Annotated in this window: 16 protein-coding genes; 4 read left to right on the top strand and 12 right to left on the bottom strand. The window is 63.6% G+C overall.

The window, feature by feature from the left end:
• Positions 1-146 precede the first annotated feature (146 nt).
• Together M2432_RS16215 and M2432_RS16210 are read left to right on the top strand one after the other, a co-directional pair.
• Positions 147-965: a cutinase family protein gene (locus M2432_RS16215; RefSeq protein ID WP_280827838.1), complete on the top strand. Its 819-nt coding sequence runs from the start codon at positions 147-149 to the stop codon at positions 963-965.
• Positions 966-1,130: 165 nt separating this feature from the next.
• Positions 1,131-2,159, top strand: coding sequence for a D-cysteine desulfhydrase family protein (locus tag M2432_RS16210; protein WP_280827837.1), 1,029 nt, complete (start codon positions 1,131-1,133; stop codon positions 2,157-2,159).
• A gap of 24 nt (positions 2,160-2,183) precedes the next feature.
• Here M2432_RS16210 and M2432_RS16205 read toward each other — a convergent pair whose 3' ends face one another.
• Positions 2,184-2,834 carry a TetR/AcrR family transcriptional regulator gene (locus tag M2432_RS16205; RefSeq protein ID WP_280827836.1) on the bottom strand — a complete coding sequence of 217 codons (651 nt, stop codon included), beginning with the start codon at positions 2,832-2,834 and terminating at the stop codon, positions 2,184-2,186.
• Positions 2,835-3,004: 170 nt separating this feature from the next.
• On the opposite strand from M2432_RS16205, the gene M2432_RS16200 reads away from it, so the two are divergent.
• Positions 3,005-4,789 carry an alpha/beta fold hydrolase gene (locus tag M2432_RS16200; protein WP_280827835.1) on the top strand — a complete coding sequence of 595 codons (1,785 nt, stop codon included), beginning with the start codon at positions 3,005-3,007 and terminating at the stop codon, positions 4,787-4,789.
• A gap of 33 nt (positions 4,790-4,822) precedes the next feature.
• On the opposite strand, the gene M2432_RS16195 is transcribed toward M2432_RS16200, so the two are convergent.
• From M2432_RS16195 to M2432_RS16145, 11 genes are all read right to left on the bottom strand, one after another.
• Positions 4,823-7,294, bottom strand: a complete 2,472-nt coding sequence (locus tag M2432_RS16195) for a phosphoketolase family protein (RefSeq protein ID WP_280827834.1) — start codon at positions 7,292-7,294, stop codon at positions 4,823-4,825.
• A gap of 246 nt (positions 7,295-7,540) precedes the next feature.
• The gene (locus M2432_RS16190; RefSeq protein ID WP_280827833.1) at positions 7,541-9,220 is read right to left on the bottom strand and encodes a hypothetical protein; all 1,680 of its coding nucleotides are present in this window, start codon (positions 9,218-9,220) and stop codon (positions 7,541-7,543) included.
• Positions 9,221-9,248: 28 nt separating this feature from the next.
• Entirely contained in the window at positions 9,249-10,115 is an 867-nt protein-coding gene (locus M2432_RS16185) for a hypothetical protein (protein ID WP_280827832.1), read from the bottom strand.
• Entirely contained in the window at positions 10,108-11,148 is a 1,041-nt protein-coding gene (locus M2432_RS16180) for an ABC transporter ATP-binding protein (protein WP_280827831.1), read from the bottom strand. Before M2432_RS16180 ends, M2432_RS16185 begins: the two co-directional genes overlap by 8 nt.
• Before the next feature lie 101 nt (positions 11,149-11,249).
• Positions 11,250-12,071, bottom strand: coding sequence for a TIGR03621 family F420-dependent LLM class oxidoreductase (locus M2432_RS16175; protein WP_280827830.1), 822 nt, complete (start codon positions 12,069-12,071; stop codon positions 11,250-11,252).
• Between the two features lie 26 nt (positions 12,072-12,097).
• Positions 12,098-13,336 carry an Nramp family divalent metal transporter gene (locus tag M2432_RS16170; RefSeq protein ID WP_280827829.1) on the bottom strand — a complete coding sequence of 413 codons (1,239 nt, stop codon included), beginning with the start codon at positions 13,334-13,336 and terminating at the stop codon, positions 12,098-12,100.
• Positions 13,337-13,430: 94 nt separating this feature from the next.
• The gene (locus tag M2432_RS16165; RefSeq protein WP_280827828.1) at positions 13,431-14,189 is read right to left on the bottom strand and encodes an evbL; all 759 of its coding nucleotides are present in this window, start codon (positions 14,187-14,189) and stop codon (positions 13,431-13,433) included.
• A 320-nt stretch (positions 14,190-14,509) separates the two neighbouring features.
• Positions 14,510-15,274 carry a LuxR C-terminal-related transcriptional regulator gene (locus tag M2432_RS16160; RefSeq protein ID WP_280827827.1) on the bottom strand — a complete coding sequence of 255 codons (765 nt, stop codon included), beginning with the start codon at positions 15,272-15,274 and terminating at the stop codon, positions 14,510-14,512.
• A 418-nt stretch (positions 15,275-15,692) separates the two neighbouring features.
• A complete protein-coding gene (locus M2432_RS16155; RefSeq protein ID WP_280827826.1) occupies positions 15,693-16,769 on the bottom strand; it encodes a diacylglycerol kinase in 1,077 nt (358 codons plus the stop codon).
• Between the two features lie 8 nt (positions 16,770-16,777).
• Positions 16,778-17,569 (bottom strand): SDR family oxidoreductase, encoded by a 792-nt coding sequence (locus M2432_RS16150; protein ID WP_280827931.1) that lies wholly within the window; start codon positions 17,567-17,569, stop codon positions 16,778-16,780.
• A gap of 191 nt (positions 17,570-17,760) precedes the next feature.
• Complete coding sequence (locus tag M2432_RS16145) at positions 17,761-18,561, bottom strand: Ku protein (RefSeq protein ID WP_280827930.1); 801 nt, start codon at positions 18,559-18,561, stop codon at positions 17,761-17,763.
• Positions 18,562-18,600: 39 nt separating this feature from the next.
• Here M2432_RS16145 and M2432_RS16140 point away from each other — a divergent pair, with 39 nt between their 5' ends.
• Positions 18,601-20,850 (top strand): ATP-dependent DNA ligase, encoded by a 2,250-nt coding sequence (locus M2432_RS16140; protein ID WP_280827825.1) that lies wholly within the window; start codon positions 18,601-18,603, stop codon positions 20,848-20,850.

Genomic DNA, 20,850 nt, shown 5'->3' with positions numbered 1-20,850 from the left:
GGCATTCCTGGCTAGGAAAGTTTTCCGAGTGGCGTACATCACAGGATGGCCGAGGAATCGCAGTCCGCGGCAACCGCTTATACCAGGCAGTTGCCAATTCGGCAGGGGCCCGGATGGCGAGTAGAGCTAGCGACGGGGAGCACACCATGAGCAGCATCAAAGTTCGGGCAGCAAAAACCGGCAGCGTCATCCAGATGACATTGGTCGCAATATTCACCGCGTTGGCTTTGGCTACTGTGGCCGTGCCCACCGCGACGGCCAATGCCGCAGATGATGCCTGTGCCAATATCGAAGTCGTCTTCGCTCGAGGTACTTTCGAGGCGCCGGGCGTCGGCGACACCGGTCAGGCATTCGTCGACGCGCTGGGCGCGCGACTGCCCGGTAAGAGCGTGGACACGTACGGGGTGAACTACCCGGCATCGTTGGACTTCGGCCAGGCGGCCGACGGAATTGCTGACGCCAGCAACAGGATTCAGTCCATCGCAGCCATGTGCCCGGCCACCAAGATCGTGCTGGGCGGTTACTCGCAGGGCGCAGCAGTCGCCGGGTACACCACGTCCAGCAGTGTCCCAGCCGGTGTCACGCTGCCTGCCGGTATCAGCGGACCGATGCCTCCGGCAATCGCATCGCACGTCGCGGCAGTCGTTCTGTTCGGTACCCCGGACAGCTGGTTCCTGAGCCTGGCCGATCACGCCGCCCCGCCCATCTCCGTCGGGCAGCCTTACGTGGCCAAGACCCTGCAACTGTGTGCCCAGGGCGATCCGGTTTGCTTTCCGGGCGGGTTTAACCGAGCCGCGCACAGCGCCTACAAGAACAACGGCATGGCCGATCAGGCAGCTGACTTCGTCGTGCAGAAGTTGGGGGCGGCCGCTCGGTCGGCAACGGTGCTGCAGGCCTCGGGCACAGTCGACGACAACCAGGGCGCCGGTCAGCTCGCCGCTCCGGTGGTTGACCATGCTAACTGAATAGATCACAGAGCGACGGCCGGAAGCTGGTCCCCGTGGACCCCTTCCGGCCGTCGCTCGGTTGGCTGGGCAACGAAGGACATCGCGCAGCCGGTCCGGGGCAGGTAACGTCGACCGGCCACGTGCTCTGGGATTGGAGTGCGCCACATAGAGATTGGCGGAATCGTGTCAGGCGAGGGCCAGTTAGCTCAACTCAATACATTTGCCCGGCATCAGCTGATCGAGGGTGCCACACACATCCAGCGTCTGGATGGCCTGGCCTCCAGGGCGCCTGAGTTGCTCAGCGGTGTGAACGTTTTCGTCAAACGTGACGACCACATGGCGCTCGGCGGTGGCGGCAATAAGCTGCGCAAGCTGGAATTCCACATTGGTCGCGCGTTGGCGGAAGGCTGCGACACGGTCGTCACTGTCGGCGGGCTGCAATCCAACCATGCCCGCCTCACGGCGGCGGTCGCCGCGAAGGTGGGCCTGCACTGTGAGCTGGTCTTGTCACGCATCGTGCCTCGTGCTGACACGGACTACGAGAACAACGGAAATATGCTGTTGGATAAGCTGTTCGGTGCGCGAATTCACGTGCTCGACGGTTCGCAAGATGCGCTGACTCATGTACAGGAACGTGCGCAGACATTGCGTACCGAAGGCCACCGCGTCCTCGTGATACCGACTGGCGGCTCCACTGGGCTTGGTGCATTGGGCTATGTCCGTTGCGCAGCGGAGGTCGCCATGCAGGAGGCCGAGCTGGGTCTGCAGTTCTCTGAGGTGATCGTGCCGAATGGCAGCGGTGGTACTCAGGCGGGACTGATCGCTGGTTTCGCTACATTGGGTCGCGCGATCAACGTACGGGGCTTCAGTGTGCTCGCCGCTCGCGAATATGCGCAGGCTACGACGGCAACGCTGGTTCGGGAGGCCTGCGGTCTGCTGGGTATTGATGCGCCGCCGGTCGAGGTCGACGTTGACGATGCACAACTCGGCCCCGGATATGGTGTGCCCACTCGCGAACTGATCGACGCGGTGCAACTGCTGGCCCGGATCGAAGGATTGATGCTTGATCCCGTCTACAGCGGGAAGGCATTCGCCGGTCTGCTGGCCGACATCAAGGCTGGGCGTCATCAGGCTGGCGTGAACGTCCTGTTCGTCATGACGGGCGGCCAACCCGGGTTGTATGCCTACCCGACGACCTTTGACGGGCCGTAGACGCGGGAATCCGGAGTTTTCCACTCATCCGGGAAATACCCGAGACGCCGGCGGCGGCAAAGTGACGATCGCCGGCAACACGAACGTCTCCAGGTAGCGCCGAGCCACCGCAGGATCGCCGCTGCCGGGCACCACTTCCAACAGCAGGCTCAGCGCCGTCGAGATGATGAACTGAGCCAGGTCGTGCGGGTGTAGTCCGGCCCGGAACTGGCTCGGAGCGCCATTGGCGACCAGGCCTTCAACCATCGACTGCACCAATTGGGTCAGCGAGCCGTCGTTGGCGATCAGCGCCGCCACGGTTCCATCGGGAGTCTGAGCGGCGATGGTCTTGAGCAGTGGGTCGTGAACCAGTTGCGTCGCGACGATTACCAGGCTGTCGATCAGGAGGTCGACTGGCGTCGCGTCACTCGGCACCTGCTGCAGCATCTCGATCATGTGCCGCTGAGTTGTGCGCTGTACCAGCGCGGCCAACAGCTCCTGGCGGTTCGCGAACTGCCGGTAGACGGCGCTGCGTGAATAGCCGGCCTCGGTGGCGATGACTTCCATCGTGAAGGTCTGGTTGCCGCCGTCGACGAAAAACTGTTCGGCCGCATCGAGCAGAACGTGCCTGGCCTGCTCGGTGTTGTTGCCACCGCCAACAGGCCGCCCTCGAGGCCTGCGCTGTGGTGTTGACACTCGATTGTCCTGCCGGTGAAGGGGCGTTCGGGTGACCAGTATGGCGCAGGCCGATGGTCGTTGTCGGGAATTAAAGATACAAAGCACCAATTTTGTTCAATATCATCCGATGATCGTGAATCGGCGCTAGCGTGCCGTTGGCGGTGACCTAACGACACGGGGGGTGCGCAATGAAGCGTCTGGCCAGTTCAGCTTGGGCGTTGGTGGGTGCGGGATTCGTTGCGCTGTGGTTGCCGGTGGCACCCGCGGTGGCCGACTCCGGACATGATGCGGGCAATTCCAGCGGACATTCGTCTGGATCGACCAGCGGTGCGCAGCAGGGTCATTCCGATTCTGCAGACCACTCTGCGGGGGATAAGTCGAAGCGCACGACCGGCGCAAAGGCCTCGGACGGCAAGGTGGCCAAAGCGAAATCGGACAAGTCGACGTCAGCGACGAGGTCAACGCAAACCACCCAAACGGCTCAAACCACTCAGGCCGCGGCGACCGACTCATCGACAACGAAGACCGTTGGTAGTTCGGCGTCGGGCGACGCGTCAGGCGCGGTCAATCATAAGTCGACTGCGACGACGAAAACTCGCAGTGCTCAGACGCCTGCCGCTGCTCTGAAGGCGGCCGTCGGCGCTCTGGCCGCCAAGCCCGTCAGCACCGCTGCCGCGCAGCCCGTCCTGGTTCAGCCCGATGCCCAACTTGTCACCAAGGCTGTCGACACCCTCTCGGCTGCGGCAAAATCGTTGGCCGACAACATGACTGCGGCGGTCAATTCTGTGGTTCAACAAATCGCTGCGGCAACACCGAAGGTCGTGACGGCAGCCGCCATCTCGCCGCAAACCCCCGCGACGACCACTACCACCACGCAAGCACCGCTGATCAACGTCGTCGGGTCGTTCGTGTTCAACGTGATCGGGGCGGCCATTGAGGCATTCGCGGGAGCGCCCGTGGTGCCGGCGGGCAGCACCGTCACCGTGAAGGTCTCCAGCCTCACCATGCCGGATACCGGTCAAACGGTGCAGGCCGATTGGTACTTCCCGGAGAACGCGGACTCGTCCACGCGCATCATCTACTTCCAGCACGGATTCATGGCAGTCGCGCCGATGTACAGCTACACCCTTGCGACGCTCGCCGAGGAGACCGACAGCATCGTGGTCGCTCCGACGTTGTCCTCCAACGCTTTCGACGTCAATGCGCAATGGCTTGGCGGTAGCGCGGACCAGCAGGCCGTCGCAGACCTGTTCGCCGGCGACCGGTCAGCACTCACCGCAAGTGCCCGGGCGGCCGGCTTCACGGGCACACTGCCCACCGCGTTTGTGTTGGCGGGCCATTCGCTCGGCGGGGCGCTGGTGACCGCCGCTGCAGGCGACATGGTGGACAACGGTGCGATCGCCGATCTGCAGGGCGTGGTGTTGATGGACTCCGTCGACCTCAACAACGTGGTGCCAACTGCGTTGGCCAAGCTCACCGGCGCCAATTACCGTCCGGTGTACGACATTTCGTCGGAGCCCTATGTATGGAACATCGACGGCTTGGTCGGCCAGGAACTGGAGGCGGCTCGACCCGACCAGTTCAACGGCGTGATGCTGGTCGGCGGTCGGCACATCGACGCGCTGCAGGGTGCCAACCCGATCCTGCAGTTCTCCGAGTACCTGGTGGCCGGCTTCTCTCAGCCGCAGAACATCGACGCCGAGCAGGAACTCGCCGTCGGGTGGATCAACGACATGTTCTCCGGCGTTAACCCCAGCAACGGCACCGGCATCTATGGCTTACCGCAGCAGACCATCGAAATCCTCACTGCCGCAGGCACTGCCACGGCGGTGGTGCTCCCGTTCGCCTCGACCACGGAGGTGCAGGCCACGCCTTGGGACGGTGTCGCACAGGTGGTCCTGGACTCGGTGCTGCAAGACGCGGTGTACACGCCGCTGGATTCGATGAGCTCGGCCTCCACCGAACTGGTATAGCCCAACCCGGCCGAATCTGCTTGTCGTACTGAGTTACTCGTTGTCCCCACCGGTCGTGGCGACCGCGTCGATGACCGCCGAGCCGGCGGTGGCACGCGCGGCGGGCCAGACCCAATCACGAATCTCGGGCATGTCCTCACCGTGCTCGCGCGTGTACTGGCGCGCGGCAAGGCGCTGGTCGACCATCTGCTGGCGCAGCGTCGCACAGGATGATCCGAGCGTGGGCACCCGGTCGATCACGTCCATCACCAGGTGGTAGCGGTCCAGGTCGTTGAGCATCACCATGTCGAACGGCGTGGTGGTGGTGCCCTCTTCCTTGTACCCGCGCACATGAAGGTTCGCATGCCCGGTCCGGCGGTAGGTCAATCGGTGGATCAGCCACGGATACCCGTGGTACGCAAAGATGATCGGCTTGACCGCCGTGAACAGCATGTCAAAAGCTTTGCTGGACAACCCGTGTGGATGCTCGGACTCATCTTGCAGGCGCATCAGGTCGACCACGTTGATGAACCGCACCTTCAGATCGGGCAGGTGGGTGCGCAGCAGATCGATGGCCGCCAGCGCTTCTAGGGTGGGAACGTCGCCGGCGGCGGCGAGCACCACGTCGGGATCGGTGCCGAGCACTTCGTTGCCCGCCCACTCCCAGATGCCGAGGCCCCGGGTGCAGTGCGCAATCGCCTCGGGCATGGTCAGGAAATTGGGGGCGGGTTGTTTGCCGGATACCACCACGTTCACGTACTGGCGCGAACGCAGGCAGTGCTCGTAGGTGCTCAGCAGGGTGTTGGTATCCGGCGGCAGGTACACCCGCACCACGTCGGCACTCTTGTTCACCACATGATCGATGAAGCCGGGATCCTGGTGCGAGAAGCCATTGTGGTCCTGACGCCAGACATGGCTGGACAGAAGGTAATTCAGGCTCGCGATTGGCCGGCGCCACGGGATGTCGTTGGTGACCTTGAGCCATTTGGCGTGTTGGTTGAACATCGAGTCGATGATGTGGATGAACGCCTCATAGCAATTGAACAGCCCGTGCCGCCCCGTGAGCAGATAACCTTCCAGCCAGCCCTGGCATTGATGCTCGGACAGCATTTCCACGACGCGGCCGAACCGGGCCAGATGGTCGTCGACCTCGGGGCTGATGAATTCGGCGTTCCACTGTTTGTCGGTCACTTCGAACACGGCCTGCAAGCGGTTGGACGCCGTCTCGTCCGGGCCGAAGATCCGGAAGTTGTCCGGGTTGCGCCGGATCACTTCGGTCAGCCACTCGCCGAGCACCCGCGGGGCCTCAGAGATGCTTCCACCGGGTACCGGCACATCGACTGCAAACTCCCGGAAATCGGGTAACCGCAGGTCTTTGAGCAACAGTCCGCCATTGGTGTGCGGGTTGTCGCTCATCCGCAGGTGGCCCTCAGGCGCCAGCTCGGCGATGGACGAGACCAGCCGGCCGTCGGCATCGAACAGTTCGTCGGCCCGGTAGGAAGCCAGCCAATCGGCAAGCACCTGCAGATGTTCGGGAGTGTCCCGGGCACTGGCCAGCGGGACCTGGTGGGCCCGCCACGATCCGGTGGTTTTCTTGTCGTCGATGTAGTCAGGCCCGGTCCAGCCTTTGGGGGTCCGGAACACGATCATCGGCCAGGCCGGCCGCTCGACCTCGAGCGGATCTGCGGCCAACGCAGCAGCCTTGATCTGGGCGATGTGGTTGAACACCTCATCGAGCAATTCCGCGAATCGCAGATGCGCAGCGGCCTGGTCGGTATCGCCGTTCTTGACCTCGAAGAAGTACGGCGTGTGACCGTAGCCGATCATCAGAGCCTGCAGCTCATCCTCGGGGATGCGCGCGAGCACTGTCGGATTGGCGATCTTGTATCCGTTGAGGTGAAGGATTGGCAGGACCACACCGTCTTTGGCCGGATGCAGCATCTTGTTGGAGTGCCAACTTGTGGCCAGCGCGCCCGTCTCGGCCTCACCGTCGCCCACCACGGCGGCCACCAGCAGATCGGGATTGTCGAACGCCGCGCCATAAGCGTGCGACAACGCGTAGCCCAGTTCGCCGCCCTCGTGCAGAGAGCCAGGCGTTTCCGGAGCGACGTGCGAGGGAATGCCCCCTGGGAAAGAGAATTGCCGGAACAGCCGGCGCATGCCCTCGGCGTCGGCCGTGATGTCGGGGTAGGTCTCGGTGTACGTGCCATCCAGATAGGTGTTGGCGACCAGACCGGGTCCGCCGTGCCCCGGCCCAGCGACGTAGATGGTGGATTGGCTGCGAGCCTTGATGATTCGGTTGAGGTGGGCGTAGATGAAGTTGAGGCCCGGTGTGGTGCCCCAGTGCCCGAGCAGCCGCGGCTTCACGTCATCACGCGTCAGGGGCGTGCGCAGCAGCGGATTGTTCAGCAGATAGATCTGGCCCACTGAAAGGTAGTTGGCGGCTCGCCACCAGCCATCGAGCCGTGCCAGGGTTTCGTCATCGAGTGGTGCGTTGTCGGAGTGCTGCCAAGAGTTCGGTGTCATCGCCAGGATGCTCCTACTGCGTCGAGAACAAGCATCGAACAAATGTCAACGGGGTGTTGATCGGTGATGAATCTCCCGTTGCCCCCGCCCTGCACGATCGTACGCGCACCATGCCCCGTGGACCTCGGCGTGCATGATCCAGGTGCTATGGCGAATGTGTCCTCTCATTGTGTCGGAATTCGATTCTCGGCATGGCAAGCGACGCACTTGTCATAGCAGGTACTACCCGAGTGATGCCGTGGACAATCAGCGCGCAAGTGACACCGAGACCGAACTCTCGTATCGACTGATCAGAACCAATTTCGCCGTCTCGTCGTTCGGCGCGGTGAATGACGACGCGTTCGATGAGTACAGGTGGCCATGATCGAGTTCACCGGACTTGCCCACGATGAACCAATCCCCGCTCCTCGGCCCGCTCAGCCTCGCGGTGTAACGTCCGCCCGAACGCACGGGAAGATCGACGACGGCCATGTACTGGCGAGCTGTGTTCGGCATTGCCTTGAGGTCGACTGTGGTGGAGCTCCCAGGCATAACCGACGCCTGCCCGTCCAGTCGCAAGAATGCCCGCGGAGAATCGAATACTCGGGAGATCAGCAGTGCCACTTCCTCTTTCGTGGCGTGACCGAGATAGTCGGCAGCCACGTTGAAGTAGCTGGCGAACAGGTTGACATGCCAGCCCGCCCCGTCTTGCATCACGACGAAGCCGTGCCGATTCACTTCGGCGAGGCCGGGGAGTCGTCTTGTCGACGGCAGCGCGATGTTGTTGCGACACCACGAAGCGTCGCTCGTGGCGCACTCCGGGAAATGGATTTCACGTGACGCTCGGCTGCCAGCGGGTGTGTACTCGAAGGTCAGATTGGTGACGCTGACAGTGGTGAAGTTGCCGGTGGTCTTGACGTCGTACTTGGGTGTACTCGTCACTTCGAGGTTGTCGATGGCGTTCCGCATCTTGAAGAACTGCCGATACGTCGACAGCATGCCACCTTCGCTAGGGGACAAGACTGTAGCAAGTTTTGTGATATCGGCGGTCTCGAACATGGCCATCAAACCGTCGACAAGCCCTTTGGCCGCCTCCTCGGGTGAGGCGAACGATCGGGTCTGGAGTGGCTGTGGATCTGCCTGAATTCCCGCATGACGCGCGGCCTCGTCGAAATACGTATACAGCAAGCTGACGTACCACTTGCCGGACCGCTTTACCGCCATCGCTGCCGGCGGAACTTTGGCGCCGGCCTTGCGCGCGCGCGTGGTGAGTTTATCGGTGTTCCAGGTGCGTTCTGTTTCATTCTTGTCGGCCAGCAAGTCGCGCAGGCCCTCGTTGGTCCGGGCCGGATCGAATGAGTAGCTGATCTGGCCTCCGGTCATCGTTACCCGGGCCATATCATTGCCAACCTGGGTGACACTGGTTTGCAGACCGTCGGCGGTGAACTTGATGCCGTCGAAGAGTCCGTTGCCCCCGCCACCGTGCTGATACCCGGTGTTGGAGGCTGCGCGACTGGCGTTTTCCAGGACGCTGCGCACACCTGCGCGCTCCGTTGGTTCGAGTAGATCAGCGGCAGCGAGTACGTCATTGCGCTCGATGGCGGACAAGAAGCCTTGCACTGCGGCAGTCGGGCTGTCGGCACCCGTGTCATCGCCGCGCGAAAAGGTCCAGGTGACACCGGCGACGACGAGAGCGACGACGACGCCAACTGCGCCCCAGATCCACCAGCTGCGTCGTGATGGTCGGGGCGGCACCGGGCTGCCGGCCCAGGCGTCGCCGCCGGCCAGAGGGTGCTGGCTGGGTGAATAGGGCTGCGGTGAATAAGGCTGCGGTGAATAGGGCTGTGGCGGATAGTTATTCGGCGGATAGGGCTGGCCAGGTGGATACGGCTGCGCCGGTGGGAAATGTCCGGCGGCGGGCTGCTGCCACCCTTGCTGATCGCTCATCGGTACTTCTCCATCGTGACGGTTGGGGCTAACTGTTGGATCGAATGTCTTTGGTTGCGAACGAGCCATAGGTGGCAAGGGCCAAGGCTGTTGCGTAGAGCACGGACAGGAAGGTTCCCCAATTCACCCGGATCAAATCGATCGGGGTGTCGGCCAAGTCCGTCCAGGCATCGAAGTTTCGGGTCGGCAGGAAGCCGCGTGATCGGCCGAGCGTAGCCAGCCCGCCGAACAGGTGTGAGACCAAGATGATGGCCATGGTGCCGCCGACCGAGACAGCGGTATTGGCACCTGCGAGCACCGACAAGAGCATTGCGAGCGCCGCTATCCAGGTCAGGTAGCACGCTATGTACGCGAGCATCGCGGCGAACCGCCAGAGCATCTGCGACAGCGGGATGTGCGGCCCGCTGATCGGGATCAATGGACCGGTGCCGAAGCATGCCAGGCCGAACACCGCGCTGACCGCCGAGAACAGCAGCAGGCCGATCAGACACACCACTGCGCACGCAATAGCCTTCTGCTGCAACAGTTGTCCACGTCCAACCGGAGTGGTCAGCAGCACTGGCAGGAACGACCACTGTGCTTCGCGCGCGATCGATTCGCCGAATACGTAGGCGACCAGCAGCGGCATGGCCAATTGGCTGCCGGTGTACAGGGCGAACACGACGAAGTTCGCGCCGCTGGCGGTGGCAACGCCACCGATGTATTCGGCGGCAAGCGTCATTTCGAATTTACCGCGAGCTACCGACGCTGCCAGCCCGATCGGAAGCAGTGCGATCGCGACCAATACAAGCCGAATCGACGGACGTGAGAATTGGCGCCGGATCTCGACCGACACCTTCAGCGCATGGCCAGGTGAAAAGCCCGGAGCGGCACCGTTGTTCGCGACCTCAGTCATCCGCGACCGCAACGTAGTACACCTTCTCGAAGGTATTCTTCGAATCGATTCCGCTGATGTCACAGCCTGTTTCGAGCACGGCACGCAGTACCACTGTGATCGATTTCTCGTCGGTGACTGCGACCTCGATATGGCCATCGGCCGCGGGGCAGACCGTGAAGCCGCGTTCGGTGAGCGAAGCCGTCGCAAGTTCGACGTCGTGCGCGGCGCCGAGGTCCAGGCGCAGGACGGTCGGTCGGGCGATGTCCGCCATGGCCGAACTCAGGGTGAGTTGACCGCTGCGCAGGACCAGGATGTCGTCGCAGATCTTCTCGACTTCGGTCAGCACATGGCTGGACAGCACCACGGTGCGCCCGCTTGCGGCGTAGTCGCGCAATGTCTTTCGGAGCTGACGTACCTGTGCGGGGTCAAGTCCGTTGGCCGGCTCGTCGAGCAGCAGCACATCGGGCAGGCCCAGCATGGCTTGGGCCAGTGCCAGTCGTTGACGCATGCCTAGGCTGTATCCAGAAACCTTGCACTCCAAGGCTTTATCTAAACCGGTCAGATCGCATACGGTCGCCAGGTGCGCATCGGCCTCGGGGCGTCCGGTGATGGCCCACGTGGTCTGCAACATCTGCATCCCGGTCAGGTGCGGAATGATGGCGGGTTGTTCAAGGGACATCCCCAGTCGGCTGAGCACGGGCGCCCCGGGCTGGACCAGGTGGCCGAATAGGTAGACCTCGCCGCAGGTCGGCGTTACCAGGCCCGTGATCATGCCGAGCAACGTGGTCTTGCCCGCTCCGTTGGGGCCCAGCAGGCCGACGACCCGGCCGGGTGTGATTTGGAAGCTGACATCAGCGATCGCGCGTTGCCCCTTGACATAGCTCTTGGTCAACCGGCGGGCGGCAATTGCGACTGCTCTGAGTTGTCCAATCTGGGCCGGCTGTCGGCCGCGTCGTAGGTGATGGCCAACGGTCAAGGATGCGATGAGGGCGAAAAGCGCAGCAGTTCCGACCGCTGGGACGACCGGTCCCAGCGGGTCGAATGCACTCACACCCGCAAGCCTTGCAGCTCTTCTGGCTGATTGCTATCGAATCGAGCCGATATCGGTCGAACGGCGGACATTGCCGCTGCATCGACCCACGGTGAGGTGCGTCAGCGCAGTTCTGCGATCACCTTTGCGAAAGCTTCCGAATGTTGTTGCTGCACTATGATGTAGCTAATTCCGTATTGGTCCCGCAATTGCCGCACCCGGTCGGCGATGTCGGCTGTACTGCCGGTGAACACTCCTGGAGTCTTGAGCAGTTCTTCGTCGGTGAGGTCCGGCAGGAAGCGACGGGTGATCGATAGCCTGGGGATGCCCGACCCGTCGGTCGGCACCGCGGTGATCGCCAGATTCAGTTCCAGTTCATCGAAGCGGGCGCCTGCGGCGTTGCGTACGAACGAGACTCGTTCGGCCAGCGGATCGGGATTCTCCGGCGTCGGCCTACCTCCGGTCAGCCCGATGATCTGCGCCTGCTGCGCAGCTGTCGTCAGCAGCTTGTCACCCGCACCCGCGATCATCACCGGCACATCCGGCAGATGGGTGCGCAGGTACGTGGTGACGTGTGCCATGTACTCGACCCGCTTGCCGGCGCTGGGGAAGGGTAATTCGGCGGCTTCGAATTCCTCGCGGACGTAGCCGGCGCCAAGGCCGGGCTCGAATCGCCCGCCGCTCAGGTCGCGCATCGCGGCAACGTCCCTGGCCAGCAGCGCCGGCTTGTAGAAGCAGGCGTTGAACACAAAAGTGCCCATGTGCATGGTTGAGGTCGCTGCGGCGGCCGTTGCCAGTACCGGAAAGGGGGCGGGTGCACCGAGATGGTCGGGCACCAGCAGTACGTTGTAGCCCAACGCCTCGCCGCGGCGGGCGGCCTCCTGTACAGCTGCCTGACTGTCGGTGGCGCGCAGGCTCAGTCCGAACCGGAAATCTCTTGCCATGCCCCCGACATTACGGGCTTGTGGTGTCAGCCCTTGATGGTCAGGCAGATCAGCACCACATTCAGCACCGAAATTGCCACGGCCACAGCCCAACCCAGAGCGCTGACCACCCGATGGTTGACGTTGTCGCCCATCAGCGCGCGACTACTGGTCAGTCGGATCAGTGGAATCAGTGCCAGCGGTATGCCGAAGGACAGCACCACCTGCGACAGCACGAGAGCACGGGTGGGGTCGAACCCGATGGCCAGTACCACCAGTGCGGGCAGCAGCGTGACCACGCGGCGTACCAGCAGCGGATAGCTGCGATTGAGCAAGCCCTGCATGATCATCGCACCGGCGTACGCGCCGACCGAGGTGGACGCCAACCCCGAGGCAAGCAAGCCGACGGCGAAGCACAGTGCGACGCCAGGACCGAGTGCATGACCGACTGCGGCGTAGGCGCCTTCGATGGTGTCCGTACCGTCGACGCCCTGCAAGTTGTTCGCGGCGACCAGCAGCATGGCCATGTTCACGGCTCCGGCGACCAGCATGGCCAACCCGACGTCGTACCGCGTGACACGCAGCATCCGCTGTAGTGGGGCACCGGCCTCGGGCTGTCCGTGCCGGTCCCGGGCCAACCCGGAATGCAGGTAGACCACGTGTGGCATCACGGTCGCACCCAGGATCGCGGTGGCCAACAGCAGACTCCCGGTGCCGGTGAAGCGCGGAACCAGGCCACCGAGCACGTCGCGGGCCGACGGAGGGTCGACGAACAGACTGGCCAGGAAGCCAATGGTGATGATCAGCAGCAGTCCGCCGATGACGCGCTCGAAGGTGCGCTGGCCCTGATGGTTCTGTACCGCCAACAGACCCAGCGACACCACCCCGGTGATGAGCCCGCCCAGCAGCATCGGCAGATCGAATAGCAAGCGCAGCGCGATGGCACCACCGATCACCTCAGCGAGATCTGTTGCGATGGCGACCAATTCGGCTTGAACCCAATAGGCGACCCGGGTCGGTGTGCGGCAGTTGTCCGCCACCAACTCGGGCAGCGAGCGGCCGGTCACCAGGCCGAGCTTGGCCGACAGGTACTGCACCAGGCCGGCCATGACGTTGGCCATCACGATGACCCAGACCAGAAGGAAGCCGAATCGTGAGCCGGCGCTGACGTTGGCGGCGACGTTGCCAGGGTCGACGTAAGCGATCGCCGCGACGAACGCGGGGCCCAGCAGGGACCAGGCCGGTCGCGACGGCGCTCGGGTGTCGGTTAGTAGCAACGCTCTCATTCTGTATCCGGTATAACGAATAGAAAGTTTAGGGTAGCCGAAATCTCAAGGTTATGACAACGTCGGGCCGCGGTGGAGACCGCGCTCGCTGGGATCAACCTGCAGCGTGGGCCTTCAGTGACGTCAGCGCGGCGGTGCTCAACCGTGCGAGCTCGTCGGCTTCGTCGGGATCGAGCGCGGCCGCGAACAGCTCCGCCATCCGATGATTGGTTACCTGCTCTACCTCGTCGTACCGAGCCTTCTTATCGAGACAGTCGGGGTAGGGCTCGGGCCAGCCGAACATCGCGGCGTACTCGGGCCCTTTGTTGAGCAGGTGCGCTTCGATGGGGCAGATGTCCGACACCGTCAGCGCGTTGAAGTGCACCGCGGCCCGCAACTCGCGCAGCACGAACATCACCTGCAGCGCCCGCGCCGGGGCATCGTCGGCGAGCGGCATCTCACGCCAACCGGCGAACAACGGAGCACCCCCGGTCGGTGCCGTCGCGATGATCTTCTCGCCGAGTGCGGCGATCCGGTCCAACCCGTCGGCACCGGCCAGGTGTTTGCGAGCGAACTCGGCGGCCTGCTGCCAATAGACTTCGGCTGCGCCGGCGGCCCCGCGCACGGCGACACCCTGATCCCACAGTGCGGCCAATCCCGTCGGCTCGAACACCACGAAGACTGAACTGACGGCTACGCCGGTGGCGTCGCCCAGCACGCCGCCCCGGCCCGCGACGTACCCCGCCAAGGGGTTCTCATAGCCGGCCGCGATGCTGCTGCTGAAGGTCTCGGGATGCAGCATGAACAATGCGACGGCCTGCTCGATGGGTACACCGGCGTCGTGGGCTGACTCCGGCATGGTGTGTTCGGTCATGAAGTCCTCCAGGTGGTTTGGGGTGTCAGTGGTGGAATGGGTGGAGGCCGCCGCCTCCACCCCCACCGCCGTTGTTGATCACCAGGGCCGGCGGGGCGGCCACCGCCAGCGCGCTGACCACGTTGCGCATATCGGGTCCTTACCTATGGCGCCGAAACTGCATTCCAACGGTCGGCTCCTCGAACTTTCTGTGCCGCAATGCAGTTTCGGTCGTGGCTGGGATAGCGACTAGGGCGTAGCGTACAGCGCCTTCTCGGCAATCAAAGTCAAGTCCAGCGAACTCCGGGTGCGGAGCGCCTGGATGGTCGGCGATCCGGGCATCAGCCGGCAGTGGATTGCCAGTCCGGGGGTGGTGGGACGTCACGGATCTGGTGGCGGCTGGTTACCCCTAATTTCGGGAAGGACCGATACAGGTATCCGGATACCGTGCGGGGCGAAAGATGAAGGCGTGCAGCGATTTGCGGATTGGTCAGACCCTCGCTGACCAGGTAAACGACCTGGTGCTCCTGGGGACTCAATTGCGCGGTGGTCGGAGTTGCCGCCGGTGCTGCACGCACACCCGATGCGCGCAGTTCCCTGGTGCAGACATCGAGCCACGGTTTGGCCCCCAACTTCTCGAAGAGCGCCAAGGCGGAAGAGAGTTGGTGTTGGGCCTCTTTGCGCCGCCGGTTGCGCCGCAGCCAGCCCGCGTAGCTGAGCCGCAGTCGGGCGCGTTCGAACGGCCACTGCTCGCCGGCGGGGTCGTCGAGCATGCTGGCGAAGGTATCGTCGACGTTCCCGAGGCCGAGCAGCGCCGATGCGTGATTGACCAATTGGCTGACTCTCGCGGAATGCTGACGCGGTAGGTGCGCCGATATTGCGGGCAGTCGGCGCCTGGCCTCGTCGTCCATGTCGGCCAGTACTGCCGCTTGGGCGTAATCAGCAAGAGCACGGACGGACGCGTGGCGGTGCAGGGGCGCGCCGGCATAGGAGAACAATTCGGCGAGATGGCCATAGGCCGCTAGTTCGTTGTTCTCAACGAGGTTGATCAGACCCAGGACGTGATGCACCCGTGCCGCGTGTAGCCGATTGTCCTTGAAATCCACGGTGCCGATGGCTGAGGTGACGTGGTCGCGGGCTGTTTTGGTGTCGCCGCGACCAGTTGGGTGTATGCGGCGAGAGGGTCGGCGGCGGCCGTCAAATGTACTGCGGCCTGCTCGATCTGAGCTCCAATGCGATGAATCTGGGTGCTGACGGCCGGGGCCATGACCGGGGTCACGGCGATGGCCGTGGCCCCGACCAGGGAAACGCCGACAGAAGCGAACGGTCGAACGGCGGTGTGCATAGCGGTACTTTCTCCAGGCTCAGAAGTGGACGATCCGTGAACTGACCGTGAGATGAGTTCACGCCGATTCTGGCGCTGAAGGGTGGGTCACCCGCTAGCGACGAATGACTCTATTTCTGGTGCGGCGAGTCGGGCCTTTCTGCTGCTGGGCAGCTCAGAGGGTGAGATTCCGCGGCACGTCAACCCGCTGCGTACAGCCCCTTCCCGGTGATCAACGGCAAGTCCAGTGAAGTCCGGATGCCGGGCGCCGCCGCAACCACCGCGGGTATTGCATTGACCACCCGCGCCGCGGTGGCGACCAGTCCGGCGTGGTTGTGATCGCCCTTGCGGCTGCTGAGGCAGAGGTCCAAGGCGTACGACGGTTCACCGGTCACCTCAACCCGGTACGAGCCGCCTTCTTGAGCAGGTTGCGGCCAGTCCGGGCACAGGTCCGCACGGAGCCTGGTCACGTGCTCGAGCACCACGGCCGGATTGCCGTCCTTCATCCCGCGGACCTCGAAACGCATTGCCGCCGTTGTGCCCTCGGGAATATGGCCCGACGCGATCTCGAAATCCTCCGGTGCCGGGACCCGGACGTGGGTCTCGGTGACCTCGTCGAGCTCGAGGCCCAGGCCGGCCGCCAACTGGCGAACTACCGAACCCCAGGCCAGGCTCAGTACGCCGGGCTGCAGTAGCATAGGCAGCTCGTCGAGCGGCTTGCCGAAGCCCATCACATCGAACATCACCGTGGCGCTGTCGTAGGTGGCGTAGTCGACGATCTCCATGCATCGGATCTGCTCGATGCTCTGGCACGTGCCGGCAAGGGCAAGGGGCAAAAGGTCATTGGCGAACCCGGGGTCGATGCCATTGACGAAAATGCTGGCCTGACCTGCCTGCGCCGCCTCCTCGATCGGGGCGATCAGCTCGGCGGGCAGTACCTGCCACGGGTACTGCAGGAAGACTGCCGAGCTGCCCACCACGTTGATTCCGGCGGCCAGGATGCGGCGGTAGTCCTCGAGGGCATCGGGCAGGCGGTTGTCGGCCATGGCGGTGTAGACCACACAGTCCGGCTTGGCGGAGAGAATCTCGTCGAGGTCGTTGGTGGCCTTGATGCCGGTCGAAACCTCAAGTCCGGCAAGCTCTCCGGTGTCCTTGCCAGCCTTTGCCGACGAGGACACCCAGACCCCGGTGAGTTGATAGGCAGGGTCGTTGATCAACTGGGTCAGGGCGTGGCGGCCGACGTTTCCGGTACCGACGGCGGCGACTTTGATGGGCATACTGTTCCTCACAGATCGGGCAGGGGCAGGTCGAGGTTGGGGAAGGTGATGCCGCCGTCGACCTCGAGCACCTTGCCGGTCAGGTAGGCGCCGGCCGGGGACGCCAGGTAGACGGCGGCGGCCGCGATGTCCTGCGGGTCGCCCAGTCGGCGCATCGGGGTGACCTTCTCCATCGGTTCGCGCAGCGCGTCGTTGGACGCGACGATGTCCAGGGCAGAAGTCAGGATCGAACCCGGCGCGATAGCGTTGACCCGGATCTTCGGGCACAGGTCCAGCGCAGCCAGTCGGGTGTACTGCGCCAGGGCGGCCTTCGCCGTGCCGTAGGCGAGGAACCCGCGGCCCGCCAGCCGGCCCATGGTCGAGGTGATGTTGATGACGCTGCCCCCGCCGGAATGCTCCAGCATCAGCGGGACCGCGGCCTGGGTCAACGCGTGCGCGGTCGCTACGTTGAAGGTGAACGCGTCCTTGAGATCCTTGGGCGAGGTGTTCATCAGCGGGCCGGGCATGGTGCCGCCGACGTTGTTGACGACGATGTCTAGTCTGCCGAAGGCTTTCGACGCCTCTCCGGCGAGCTTGGCGGTTTCGTCGGGGTGAGCAAGGTCTGCGACCACGATGTGGGCTTTGCGGCCGGTCTGCTCGATTTGCTTGGCGACATCCTGCAGCTGGGCCTCGGTGCGAGCCGCGATCACCACGTCGGCACCGGCTTCTGCGAATGCCAGCGCTATGGCGGCGCCTAGGCCGCGGCCGGCTCCCGTCACCACCGCAACCTGATTGTCGAGCCGGAATCTGTCCAGAATCACGTGCACCCCTTTGTCGTCTTTGGGGGCCACGGTAGCAAGGCGAAGGCGCCGTGTGGGCCGCTTTCTAGAACACGTTCTAATTTGTTCTCGGTTTCGCCCAAACGGACAAACGCGCCGCAATATGCGAGTAGCTACGACCAGAGCGTCGATCTCTTAGTCCGGTGCTTGCCGCAGGCGCGGCGACGTCGGCGCTAGTCAGTGCCGTGCCGGGCTTTCACACTGGCTTCGAGCTTGGCCAGCAGATCGGACACGTCATCGGTCGCATCCAGTTCGGCTGGCTCATCGGAGGTGGTGAATGCTTCTCCGCCATCGATCTTCGCCTGGATCAACTCGTACATCTGATCCCGGTAGGTGTCATGGAACTCTTCGGGATGGAAATCCGAGGTCATGGAGTCGACCACCTGGCCGGCCATGGTCAGCTCAGCCTTCTTGATCTCAACTTCCCTGTCCAGTACCGGGAAATCGGGATCGCGAACCTCGTCGGGCCACAGCAGAGTGTGCACCACCATCACGTTGCGTTTGCCGAAGTCCTTGACCCGCAACGCCGCAAGTCGGGTCTTGTTGCGCAGGGCGAAGTGCACGATGGCCACCCGGTCGGTCTGCGCCAGCGTCTGGGCCAGTAGGACATACGACTTCGACGACTTGGAATCGGGCTCCAGGAAATAACTCCGGTCGTACATCAGCGGATCGATCTGATCGGCCGGGACGAACTCGACCACCTCGATCTCGCGGCTGCGTTCTTCGGGCAGCGTCGCGATGTCGTCGTCGGTGATCACCACGGTCTGGCCGTCATCGGACTCGAATGAACGCGCGATATCGCGGAACTCGACCACCTCACCGCAGATTTCGCACACGCGCTTGTAGCGGATGCGCCCGTTGTCCTTGGCGTGCACCTGATGGAACTTGATGTCATGGTCCTCGGTGGCGCTGTACACCTTGACCGGCACATTGACCAGCCCGAAGGCGACTGACCCCTTCCAGATGGACCGCATAACCCCCAGTATGGCCCACATCGGCGTGATACTGGAACGGTGCTGCAATTCGGGCGGGTGCGACTGACCAACCCCGACAAGGTGCTGTACCCAGTGATCGGTACAACGAAAGCCGAGGTCTTCGACTACTACCTTGCCGTCGCCGAAGCCATGCTGCCGCACATTGCGGGGCGCCCGGTCACTCGCACACGTTGGCCCAATGGTGTTGCGCAGGAACCGTTCTTCGAAAAGCACCTCGCGACGTCGGCACCGGACTGGCTGGACCGAGTCACCATCTCCCATAAAGGCGGCGCGACCGTCTATCCCATCATCGACACCGCAGAGGGGCTGGCCTGGGTAGCACAGCAGGCCGCGCTGGAAGTTCATGTGCCGCAATGGCGTCTGGTGGCTACAGGCGGGCGAAGCGGGGCGGGCGATGCCCTAGTACCTGGATCGGCTACCCGCATTGTGTTCGACCTGGATCCGGGTGAGGGCGTCAGCACGGCGCAGCTGTGTCAGGTGGCGCGTGCGGTGCGCACGCTGATCAGTGCAATGGACCTGATCGCCTACCCGTTGACCAGTGGTAGCAAGGGGTTGCATCTGTACGTTCCGTTGGCCCAACCGGTTTCGTCTCGCGGCGCGGCGACGGTGGCCAAACGTGTTGCCCAACAACTTGAATCAACCATGGGGGAGCTGGTCACAGCGACCATGACCCGGAGCTTGCGCGCAGGCAAGGTGTTCCTGGACTGGAGTCAGAACAATGCTGCCAAAACCACCGTCGCGCCCTATTCGTTGAGAGGACGTGACGAGCCGACGGTGGCCGCACCGCGCACCTGGGACGAACTCGACGACCCCGATCTGCGGCAGCTACGGTTCGACGAAGTGCTGGCGAGGTTGACCCGCGACGGTGACCTGCTGGCAGGCCTCGATGAAAACGAGCCTGTACCAGACCGACTCACCGCGTACCGGAGCATGCGTGACCCGGACCGGACACCCGAACCAATACCGGCCGCAGCCCCGGCGCTTGGCAGCAACAACCAATTCGTCATCCAGGAACACCATGCCCGTCGGCTGCACTACGACTTTCGGCTGGAACGCGACGGCGTGTTGGTGAGTTGGGCGGTGCCCAAGAACTTGCCGGATGAGCCGTCAGTCAACCATCTGGCCGTCCACACCGAGGATCATCCGCTGGACTACGCGACTTTCGAAGGTGAGATTCCCAAGGGGGAGTACGGCGGTGGGCACGTGTCCATTTGGGACTCCGGTACCTACGACACCGAAAAGTTCAGGGACTCAGGAGAACACGGCGAGGTGATTGTCACCTTGCACGGAGCGAAAGTTTCGGGCCGGTACGCGCTGATCCAGACCGACGGCAAGAACTGGTTGGTGCACCGGATGAAAGCGCAAGGCATCCAACCGATGCTGGCCACGGCCGGTTCGGTGCAGGGACTGACTGCCGATCAGTGGGCGTTCGAAGGCAAGTGGGATGGCTACCGGTTGTTGGTGGAGGCCGACCACGGCCGGATGCGGCTGAAGGCTCGTAGTGGGCGTGACGTCACCGCGGAGTTTCCTCAATTGCATTCGTTGGCAGCAGATCTCGCCGACCATCACGTGGTGCTCGACGGGGAGGTGGTGGCTCCGGTCACCGGCGTATCGAGTTTCGGGGCGATGCAGAATCGAGGTCCGGACACCCACGTCGAGTTCTGGGCTTTCGACATTCTGGAGTTGGATGGCAGGTCGTTGGCGCGAGCGTCATACCGAGATCGACGAAAGTTGCTGGAAATTCTGGCTATTGATGGTGCACCAGTAGTTCCGCCGCTGCTGGAAGGTGACGGTGCGCAAGCCTTGGCGGCGGCTGCCGAGCAGGGGTTGGAAGGGGTCGTCGCCAAGAAGTGGAACTCCACCTATCGGGGCGGACGGGGCGCTTCGTGGATCAAGGACAAGTTCTGGCGCACGCAGGAGGTGGTGATCGGCGGCTGGCGGGCCGGTGAAGGACGCACAAGTGGAATCGGTGCGCTGTTGATGGGTGTTCCGGTTGCCGGTGCACTGCACTTTGCGGGGCGGGTGGGCACCGGCTTCACCGATGCTGAACTGGCCCGGCTCCGGAACCTCCTGACCCCGCTGGTGGTCGACGAATCACCTTTCAGCACAGCGCTTCCGGCACTCGATGCCCGTGGCGCGACCTATGTCCGGCCGGAGTTGGTGGCGGAGGTGCGCTACAGCGAGCGCACGGCTGATGGCCGGTTGCGCCAACCCAGCTGGCGGGGGCTGCGGCCGGACAAGAAACCTGGCGACGTCACCTGGGAGTGA

The organism is Mycobacterium sp. OTB74 (assembly GCF_029892685.1).
Classification (GTDB): domain Bacteria; phylum Actinomycetota; class Actinomycetes; order Mycobacteriales; family Mycobacteriaceae; genus Mycobacterium.
The sequence above is the reverse complement of the archived record's forward strand: the minus strand, read 5'-3'. Positions and strand labels throughout refer to the sequence as shown.